Origin of the sequence: Azospirillum sp. ST 5-10, from assembly GCF_051225715.1 — a bacterium.
Taxonomy (GTDB): domain Bacteria; phylum Pseudomonadota; class Alphaproteobacteria; order Azospirillales; family Azospirillaceae; genus Azospirillum.
Map to the genome: position 1 here is coordinate 356,988 of NZ_JBPJSP010000003.1, position 7,371 is coordinate 364,358.

A 7,371-nucleotide genomic window follows, 5' to 3' on the forward strand; every position below is an offset into this window, starting at 1 on the left:
CCGCATCAGTCCTCGACGCGACGGGCGTGCGTCACCCGGCGCTTGACGGCGAGGGTTGCGCCGCCCGCCACGACGACGCAGGCGGCGTCGGCCAGCCAGCGCAGCAGGCCGTCGGCCGCCGTCGCGGGTTCGCCCAGCGCCAGCCCCATGCCGCCGATCGCCGCTCCCGGCACCAGCGCCAGGGCCACCATCACCCCGGCGGCGAACACCGTGCGGCGGGAGGTGAGGATGGCCGCGCCGGCGATGCCGGCGAGGGTCGCGACGAGCAGGCCGGTGGACCCGACCCCGGTCCAATAGGCGACCAGCTCGAGGTCGGCCAGGCGGCCGGGCGGCATGCGCCCGAGGGCCTGCACGACCAGCGCGCCGCCGGCCGCTCCCGCCGCCAGCGCGGCGTATCCGGCCAGCGTGGAGCGGACGCCGCTGGCCGCGCCAGTGCCCCGTCCGCCGGTCATGGCGCCGAAGACGACGCGCAGGATCGGCTCGAACCCGGGGGCGAGAAGCATGGCGCCGACGACGATGTGCATCGTGCCCTCGACGATGCCGACCGCGGCGACGGCTCCGGCGACCGCCATCAGGATGAGGAAGTTGGGGCCGACGTTGGTGTCCCGCCGGAACAGCGCGGCGATCTCCTCCCAGACGGCCTCGTTGCTCTCGCGGTCGACGAGCTCCTGGTCGGCCGGGGCGAGCAGCGCCGTCGGCTCGCTGATCGCCGCCGATCCGTCGTCGAGCACGCCCAGCTCGCCCAGCCGCTGCAGCACGACCCGTGCGGCGTCGTTGCTGACCTGGACGGTGACGATGTCCCCCGGCGGCGCGAGCGAGGCGCCGGGCAGGACCGACACGCCGACGACTCCCGCGGTTCCCTCCAGGCGCTCCAGGAACCGCGCCCGCTGCTGCGCCGACATGGCGGCTTGGATGATCCGCGCCATGGTCCCTCCTTGCCCTCCCGGCCTTCCCCTGCGGATGGACGGTCATCCACCACGACGCACGGCGGCCGCCCCGGGTTCCCACCCCTGCACGACCGGCATGCCCCGTCCGTGGCCTCGCGCCGCGCCGGCACGGTTCACCCCGCCCGTGGCGCGGCGCCGCCCCGACCGTCCTGCCGCGGTCCGCCGCCGGGAGCGCCCGCTCAGGCCGCCGCCCGCTCGCCGCGCCGGCCGCCCAGGCGGGCGAGCAGCGCCGGCTCGATGGCGACCTGGAGGTGGGCGTGCTCCGCGTCGTCGCGCCGGCCGACCACCTCGCCGTGGGCGTAGAGCCAGGCGAGCGTGGCGCCGTCGCCGTGGGCGACGTCCAGGTCGACCACCGTACGGCCGGCCGTCATCCGCCGGTCGAGCAGGGCGAACAGCCGGTCCAGGCCCTCGCCCGTCGCCGCCGAGACGGCGCAGGCGTCGCCCGCGTCCCGGGTGCGGGCGAGGGCGGCCGCACGCTCCCCCGCGTCCAGGCGGTCGATCTTGTTGGCGACCTCGATGACGCGCGGATCATGCTCCGGATCGATGCCGAGGCCGCGCAGGATGCCGTCCACGTCGGCCTTCTGGGCCTCGCTGTCGGGGTGGGAGACGTCGCGCACGTGCAGGATCACGTCGGCCGCCTGCACCTCCTCCAGGGTGGCGCGGAAGGCGGCCACCAGGTGGGTCGGCAGGTCGGAGATGAAGCCCACCGTGTCCGACAGGATGACCTTGCGGCCGGTCGGCAGGGCGATCGCCCGCATGGTCGGATCGAGGGTGGCGAACAGCAGGTCCTTGGCGACCACGTCGGCGCCGGCCATCCGGTTGAACAGGGTCGACTTGCCGGCGTTGGTGTAGCCGACCAGCGCCACCACGGGGTAGGGCACCTTGGCGCGCGCCGTGCGGTGCAGGCCGCGGGTGCGCCGCACCTCCTCCAGCTCCTTCCTGATCTTGACGATGCGGTCGCCGATCAGGCGGCGGTCCATCTCGAGCTGCGATTCGCCGGGGCCGCCGAGGAAGCCGAAGCCGCCGCGCTGGCGCTCCAGGTGGGTCCACGACCGCACCAGGCGGGAGCGCTGGTAGCTCAGCGCCGCCAGCTCGACCTGCAGCTTGCCCTCGTGGGTGCGGGCGCGCTCGCCGAAGATCTCCAGGATCAGGCCGGTGCGGTCGATCACCTTGGCCCGGAACGCGGTTTCCAGGTTGCGCTGCTGCACCGGCGACAGCGCGTGGTCGACGACGACGAGGTCGATGGCGGTGCCCGCCGCGCGGGCCTCCTCCAGGAGGGTGGCGTAGGTCGCCACGGCCCCGCCGCCCAGCAGGGTGGCGGGACGCGGCTGGCCGACCTTGACGACGGCGGCGTGCGCCACCTCCAGCTCGATCGCCGCGGCGAGGCCGACGGCCTCGTCGAGGGAGGCCTGCGGGCTGCGGGCGGCGGCGCCGCCGCGCAGGACGGGGTGGAGGACGAGGGCGCGGCCCGTGCGGACCGGCGCGGCGTTGCCCGCGCGGGCTCGCGCGTCGTTGGAGCGGGCTCGCGCGTCGTTGGATGTGTGGTCGTGCATGTGTTCCTTTCCGGGCCGGCGCGTCAGGCGCGGGCCATGGCGCGGCCGGTGTCGGCCGCCGCGGTGATCTGCTGGGCCCGGGCGCGGGCCATGACCGCCTTCTGCACCTTCTCGAAGGCGCGGACCTCGATCTGCCGGATGCGCTCGCGCGACACCTGGAAGCGTTCGCCCAGCTCCTCCAGCGTCCGCGGCCGGTCGGTCAGCCGGCGGGCGACGAGGATCGCCCGTTCGCGGTCGTTCAGCGCGTCGAGGCCGAGCTTGAGGAAGTCGAGGCGCTGCCGGCGCTCCTCGGCGTCGGCGACGGTGCTCTCCTGGCTGGCGCGCTCGTCGGCCAGCAGGTCCAGGTGCTCGTGGTCGCCCTCCACGCCGACCGGCGCGTTCAGCGAGGCGTCGGCCGAGAGCCGGCGGTTCATCTCCACCACCTCGTCCGGCAGCACGCCCAACTCGGTGGCGATCGACGCCGCCGCCTCGGGCGTCAGGTCGCCGCCGTCCAGCTCCTCCATGCGGGCCTTGAGCCGGCGCAGGCTGAAGAACAGCTTCTTCTGCGCCGCCGTGGTGCCGATCTTCACCAGCGACCAGTTGTGCAGGACGTATTCCTGGATCGCCGCGCGGATCCACCAGGTGGCGTAGGTGGCGAAGCGGAATCCCTTGTCCGGGTCGAACTTCTGCGCCGCCTGCATCAGGCCGACGTTGCCCTCGGCCACCAGGTCGGCGAGCGGCAGGCCGTAGCCCTGGAAGCCCTTGGCCATCTTGACGACCAGGCGCAGGTGGGCGCCGACCAGCGCGTCGAGCGCGGCCGCGTCCTGCCCGCGGCACCAGCGCGACGCCAGGTCGCGCTCCTGCTCGGCGGTGAGGTAGGCGTAGTGCCGGGCCTCCTGCAGGTAAAGCTGCAGCGGTTCGGTGACGATCGTGTGCGTGTTCATGGGCCGGCCTCCCTGCCGTGCGTTGGTCTGCGGGTCGTGTCGGCCGGCCTTCGACGCGGCCGGCGGGCGTGCATCGCGCGCGATGCGGAGGGGCTCCCCTGCGGCGCGGGCGGCGCCCGGGTCCGGGCGGCCGGCACGGCCGGCAGAGGTCGGGACGGACAGCCGCGCGGCCGCCGATCCGATGATGTCGAGACATGGAAAGGGCCGGACCCGAGGCCCGTGGCCGCGCCTCCGGTCGGGAGGCGGGGGTGGGCTCGGTCGTCCGGCTGGGGGGTCCGGTCGGCTCGACCCCGGCGATCGGGGGAGTCATCGGACACGTCGTGCTACGTCATGACGTCCCATATGGGGCCCCGGCGCCCGGTTTCAAGAGCGCCGCCGACCACCGGCACGCAGCGGGCCAGACGTTTCGCCCCACCGCGACCCATGCAGCCCGCCGCAGCCGTGTATTGGCGATGATCCCATCGGGCAGGCGGTCAAGGCTCGTCAAGCGACCGTGAACGGCGCCGTGGACGAGAGCGTCCAGTGGCAGCATCGAGGGCCGTGCCCTGGCCCGGGCAAACCGCAAGCGCTTCCTGCATGGACCGCCGGTGGCGTCGCTCGACACGCCGTTCGGATCCGGCTCGATTGCTGATGGCGATCGGGCTGTGGGTGCCCGAGCACCAGGCCGGCGGTGTGGTCCCACCCAGTGGCGTCGCGGCCGCACGGTTCGGCCGGATCCTCGCCGCGTTTCCCCCGCCGACGATCCCGAGCGCCTCCTGGCCGCCGCGTGGTTCCTCGCTCGGACACAAATCGCCGGCATCCCCGGCCGAGGGAGCCGTTCAGAGCCGTCGCCATGAGGCCGCTTCCGTGCGGCCATAGGAACAAAACATGAAACAGTACAGATTAGTCCCAATTCCGCGCTTGCGGCCATTCCGTCCGCTTCGCTATTGCGGCAGGCACGACTCTCTCAAACGGGGTAGACGATGGCGGGGCCCTTCGCGGAGTGGCGCAACAGGCTGGCCGGGGGTGGAGATGAATCCGCCGGGGCGAACGCCGCCTTTCCCTCCGGCCGCGCACCTGACCTCGCAGGCTCCGCGGAAGCGGCGCTCCCGGCCTCGCAGACCACGCTTCCCGGGCCGGTCACGCTGCGGGCCGCCGACCCCGCGGCGAACGACGGCCGGTTCGAGATCGCCTTCATCGATCCCGCGGTCGCCGGGTGGCCTGCCCTCGTCGAGGGTGTCCGGCCCGGTGTCGAGGTCGTGCTGCTGTCCGACTCCGGCGACGGGATGACGCAGATCGCCGGGTATCTCGCGCGGCACGACGGCGTTGACGCCGTCCATGTGTTGAGCCACGGATCGTCGGGCCGCCTGGCACTGGGCACGGCACGCCTTGATCCGGCGGCTCTCGGCCAGTACGAGCAGGAACTCGGCGCCATTCGCGGAGCATTGAGCGATCGCGGCGACCTTTTGATCTACTCCTGCGACACGGCCGCCGGCGTTGACGGTGAAGCCTTCGTGATCGCCCTCGCCGCCGCGACGGATGCGGACGTGGCGGCATCCAGCAATCCCACGGGCGCCTCGATCCTGGGGGGCGACTGGGTGCTGGAAACGACGGTGGGCGTTGTCGAGTCGGCCGGCGTGCTGGCAGCCGGAACCGAGAGTCGGTTCGGCCATCTGCTGGCCGCACCGACCAACAGCGTGGTGCCCAGCGTCTCCGGCACGGCGACCGTCGGCAACGCGCTGAGCGCGACCAAGGGCACGTGGAGCGACGAAGACGGCGACTCGCTGGACCACACCTATCAGTGGTATCGCGCCAGCGACAGCACGGGCAACGGCGAAACCGCGATCAGCGGCGCCACGGCCTCCACCTACACGCTGACCACCGCGGACGCCCACAAGTTCCTGCGCGTTGTCGTCACCGCCGACGACGGCAACGGCGGCACGCAGACCGCGTCCTCGACGTACACGGCGATCACCAATTCGGCGCCGGTCAACAGCGTGGTGCCGTCGGTCAGCGGCACGGCGACCGTCGGCAACGCGCTGACCGCGACCAACGGCACCTGGAGCGACGCCGACGGCGACGGCCGCACCTTCACCTACCGATGGTACCGCGCCAGCGACAGCGCGGGAACCGACACCACCCTGATCAGCGGCGCCACGGCTTCCACCTACACCTTAACCACCGCCGACGCCCACCAATACCTGCGCGTGGTGGTCACGGCCAACGACGGCAACGGCGGCACGCAGACCGCGTCCTCACAGTTCGCGCAGATCACGAACTCGGCGCCGGCCAACAGCGTGGCGCCGACGATCACCGGCACGGCCGGCGTCGGCAGCACCCTGAGCGCAACCAACGGCACCTGGAGCGACGCCGACGGCGACACGCTGACCTACACCTACCAGTGGTACCGCGCCGACGACACCGTCGGCGGCAACGAGGTGGCGATCAGCGGCGCCACCACCAGCAGCTACACGCTCACCCAGGCCGACCAGACGAAGTACGTCCGCGTCGTGGTCACCGCCAACGACAGCAACGGCAGCTCGACGCAGACCGCGACGTCCACGCGCACGCAGGCGCTCGACACGTCGCCCCCGACCATCACCGGCGTGACGATCCCCGACAGCGCGGCGAAGATCGGCGACGTGATCACCGCCACCATCACCGTCGCATCGGACAGCGACACCTACACGCTGCAATCCGGCACCATCGCGGGCTTCACGCTGGGCAATCTCACCAAGGTCACCGACACCACCTACACCGCCACCTTCACGGTCTCCGCCGGCGGCACCGATGTGGCGGCCGGCGCCGACATCCCGGTCGACCTCGTGCTGTCCGACAGCTCCAACAACGCCAACGTCGCTTACACCACCCCCATCAGCCAGACCGCCGATTCCATCGACGCGACCGCGCCGACCCTGTCCGTCTCGTCCCCCGCGGACGACGCCACCGGCGTGGCGACCGCCGCCGACATCGTGCTGACCTTCTCGGAATCCGTGCAGGCCGGCACCGGCAGCATCGTGCTCAAGCGGGTGTCCGACAATTCCGTGGTCGAGACCTTCACGGTCGGCTCCAGCGGGCGCGTCACCGTCTCCGGCAATCAGGTCACCGTCGACCCGACCGCCGACCTGGCCCACGCCACCGCCTATTATCTGGAGATCGACTCCGGCGCCATCGTCGACATGGCCGACAACGGGTACGCCGGACTCGACGGCGGCACGCAACTGAACTTCACCACGGCTTCGCCTCCGCCCCCGCCATCGCCGGGCGGCGGCGGGCCGACGACGGTGACGACGCCGGTGCTGGGGACGCCGGTGACCGTCACCGACCGGACCACCACCAACACGACGGTGGACGGCGTGACGGTGCAGGAGCAGCGCCTCACCACCTCGACCGGTGCGGTGATCGACATCGTCGAGGTGCCGATCGTCACCGCCGGCCGCGTGGAGGAGGACGCCGCCACCCCGGCGGCCGACATCCCGCTGGTGCGCGACACCACCACCGGGCAGACGGTGCTGCAGGCCAGCGTGCCGACCGGCGTCGGCCTGCGGGTGGAGGGGGTGGCCGCGGCGCAGACGCCGGCCGACGCGCTGGCCGGCCTGATCCAGGCGATCCAGGCGCGCACCGCGGACGCCGGCGACGAGGCGGCGATGAGCGGGGTGGGCGAGGGCTTCCTCGCCGGGCTGCCGGCCGACACGGCGCTGGTGGTGCGCACCATCGTGCCGACGGTGGCCGACGGCACCGCCACCGTGGCCGGGACCCTGCGCATCACCGGCGGCACGCCGACCGGCGGCAGCGCCCGCGAGGCGCTGGTGATCGACGCCACGGGCCTGCCGTCGGGGACGGTGATCGAGCTGGACGACGTGGCGTTCGCCGCGGTGGTCGGCGCGGTGCAGGTGACCGGCGGGGCGGGCAGCCAGGTGGTGACGGGCGACGGGTCGGCGCAGTACATCGTGCTGGGGGCCGACGACG

4 protein-coding genes are annotated in these 7,371 nt (G+C 73.0%); 1 reads left to right on the forward strand and 3 read right to left on the reverse strand.

What is annotated here, in order from left to right; translation table 11 throughout:
- Positions 1 to 5: 5 nt before the first annotated feature.
- The 3 genes from ACSBPG_RS05940 to ACSBPG_RS05950 form a co-directional block, all read right to left on the reverse strand.
- Positions 6 to 926, reverse strand: a complete 921-nt coding sequence (locus ACSBPG_RS05940; RefSeq protein WP_435536203.1) for a DUF389 domain-containing protein — start codon at positions 924 to 926, stop codon at positions 6 to 8.
- Positions 927 to 1,126: 200 nt separating this feature from the next.
- Entirely contained in the window at positions 1,127 to 2,500 is a 1,374-nt protein-coding gene (hflX, locus tag ACSBPG_RS05945) for a GTPase HflX (protein ID WP_435536204.1), read from the reverse strand.
- A gap of 23 nt (positions 2,501 to 2,523) precedes the next feature.
- Positions 2,524 to 3,423, reverse strand: a complete 900-nt coding sequence (locus ACSBPG_RS05950; protein WP_435536205.1) for an RNA polymerase factor sigma-32 — start codon at positions 3,421 to 3,423, stop codon at positions 2,524 to 2,526.
- Positions 3,424 to 4,385: 962 nt separating this feature from the next.
- Here ACSBPG_RS05950 and ACSBPG_RS05955 point away from each other — a divergent pair.
- On the forward strand, positions 4,386 to 7,371 hold a 2,986-nt coding region (locus ACSBPG_RS05955; protein ID WP_435536206.1), incomplete at its 3' end, for a DUF4347 domain-containing protein.

Excerpts from the sequence above, each read along its gene's own strand:
- ACSBPG_RS05950 (WP_435536205.1), bottom strand. The coding sequence starts at position 3,423 with ATGAACACGCACACGATCGTCACCGAACCGCTGCAGCTTTACCTGCAG.
- hflX (WP_435536204.1), bottom strand. The coding sequence starts at position 2,500 with ATGCACGACCACACATCCAACGACGCGCGAGCCCGCTCCAACGACGCG.
- ACSBPG_RS05940 (WP_435536203.1), bottom strand. The coding sequence starts at position 926 with ATGGCGCGGATCATCCAAGCCGCCATGTCGGCGCAGCAGCGGGCGCGG.